The sequence below is a fragment of the Brevibacterium samyangense genome (assembly GCF_039529845.1).
Lineage (GTDB): Bacteria > Actinomycetota > Actinomycetes > Actinomycetales > Brevibacteriaceae > Brevibacterium > Brevibacterium samyangense.
Window position 1 is genome coordinate 64,846 of sequence record NZ_BAAANO010000018.1, and the last position, 2,058, is coordinate 66,903.

Annotated in this window: 3 protein-coding genes; all 3 read right to left on the bottom strand. The window is 67.1% G+C overall.

Features of this window, described 5'->3' with window-relative positions; all coding sequences use genetic code 11:
• Positions 1 to 51 precede the first annotated feature (51 nt).
• On the bottom strand, positions 52 to 1,389 hold the full coding sequence (glnA, locus tag ABD172_RS10165; protein ID WP_344309293.1) for a type I glutamate--ammonia ligase: 1,338 nt from the start codon (positions 1,387 to 1,389) through the stop codon (positions 52 to 54).
• Positions 1,390 to 1,418: 29 nt separating this feature from the next.
• Positions 1,419 to 1,637 (bottom strand): hypothetical protein, encoded by a 219-nt coding sequence (locus tag ABD172_RS10170; protein ID WP_344309296.1) that lies wholly within the window; start codon positions 1,635 to 1,637, stop codon positions 1,419 to 1,421.
• 112 nt (positions 1,638 to 1,749) lie between these two features.
• Positions 1,750 to 2,058: FadR/GntR family transcriptional regulator (locus ABD172_RS10175; RefSeq protein ID WP_344309298.1), on the bottom strand; the 309-nt coding region annotated here is incomplete at its 5' end.

Here is a 2,058-nt window from a genome sequence, read left to right on the forward strand (position 1 = left end):
GCCCGGGCGGGCGGGAGGTCCGTCGGCCGAACGGAGTATTCACCGCAGGACTCAGAGGGAACTGAAGTGACGGCTTAGTTCGAAGGGCGTCACCTGAGCACGGTAGTCCTGCCACTCCCGACGCTTGTCACGGAGGAAGTAGTCGAAGACGTCCTCACCGAGGGTCTCCGCGACGAGCTCGCTGTTCTCCATGAGCTCGAGGGCGTCGTCGAGGCTCGTCGGCAGAGCGGTGATGCCCATCGCCCGACGTTCGAGGTCGGAGAGCTCCCAGACGTTGTCCTCGGCCTCCTCGGGCAGTTCGTAACCCTCCTCGATGCCCTTGAGCCCGGCCGCGAGGATGAGCGCGTAGGAGAGATACGGGTTGGCCGCCGAGTCGATACCGCGGTACTCGACGCGCGCCGAGGACGACTTGCCCGACTTGTACTGGGGCACGCGCACGAGGGCCGAGCGGTTGCGGTGGCCCCAGCAGATGTAGCTCGGGGCCTCGTGACCGGTCCAGATGCGCTTGTACGAATTCACGTACTGGTTCGTGACGGCGCAGATCTCCGGGGTGTGCTCGAGGAGACCGGCGACGAACTGGCGACCGATGAGGGAGAGTCCGTACTTCGCCGAGGGGTCGTAGAACGCATTGTTCTCCCCCTCGAAGAGCGACACGTGGGTGTGCATCCCGTTGCCCGGCTGGTCGGCGAGCGGTTTCGGCATGAAGGAGGCGAAGACGCCCTGCTGGATCGCGACCTCCTTGACGACGGTCCGGAACGTCATGACGTTGTCGGCCATCGCGAGACCGTCCGCGTACCGCAGGTCGATCTCGTTCTGGCCCGGGCCGGCCTCGTGGTGGGAGAACTCGACGGAGATCCCCATCGCCTCGAGGGTCTGCACGGCGGTGCGCCGGAAGTCGTTCGCGGTACCGCCGTTCACGTGGTCGAAGTACCCGGCGGAGTCGACGGGAACCGGTTGCCCACCGTCGAGTTCGCCCGATTCGAAGAGGTAGAACTCGATCTCGGGGTGCACGTAGAAGGTGAATCCCTTGTCGGCTGCCCGGTCCATCGCGCGCTTGAGCACCGCGCGGGGGTCGACCGCGGCGGGATTTCCGTCCGGGTCGTACACATCGCACAGCATGCGCGCGGTCGGTTCCTTCTCGCCGCGCCAGGGCAGCAGGCTGAAGGTCGTCGGGTCCGGCCGGAGCACCATGTCCGATTCGAACACCCGGCTGAAGCCCTCGATCGAGGACCCGTCGAACCCGATTCCCTCACCGAAGGCACCCTCGAGTTCCGCCGGGACGATCGCGACGGATTTGAGACGTCCGAGGACGTCGGAGAACCACAGGCGGATGAACCGCACGTCCCGGTCCTCGATCGTGCGGAGGACGTACTCCTGCTGCCTGCTCATGGAGACCATCGAATGCCCCACTCCCTTATTCACGTGTTCCAGTCATCGGCGTCCCATTCCGCGGAGCGTTCGGCGGCCGCGTCGAGAGCGTGGCGCGCCTCCTCCTCCGTGTCGTAGGGGCCCATACGGTTGTCCCATGCGCTCTGACGACCGCGTTCGACCTGCCGGGTCTTGGTGTTGAACCAGAACTTCTCCCCCGCGGGCGCGTCGCCCGACGGTCCGGATCCCGGGTTCTCCTCCGCGTTCACGGCATGCCTCCTCGTGGTCGTTCGGCACTTTCCGCACACTCTAGTACGTCCATGTGTCTCGGGGATCACACGCCGCGGTGACGAGCCGCGGTGTTTCCGCTGGTGGACGGTGTCAGCGCGTTCCGTCGGGCGGGGACATCGTCGTGGCCCGGAAATGGTCCTCGCACAGGCGCCCCGCGGCCTCGGCGTCACCGTCCGCGATCGCCCCGACGATCGCGGCGTGATCGACGACGGCCCTGCGGAAGAGCGCCTCGGAGAAGGGATCGTGCCGGAACCCGGCGTTGATCCGGGTGTCGAGGTCGAGGCACAGGCGCTCGATCTCCGGATTGTGGGTGGCGGCGGCGATGGCGTGGTGGAGGCGAGCATCGGCGACCCGCGCCTCGGTCGCGGTGGGACGGGCGGCGTACACCGAGGCGAGGGC

What these genes read in the sequence shown, in the direction of transcription:
- glnA (WP_344309293.1), bottom strand. Translation starts at nt 1,389, where the DNA reads ATGAGCAGGCAGCAGGAGTACGTCCTCCGCACGATCGAGGACCGGGAC.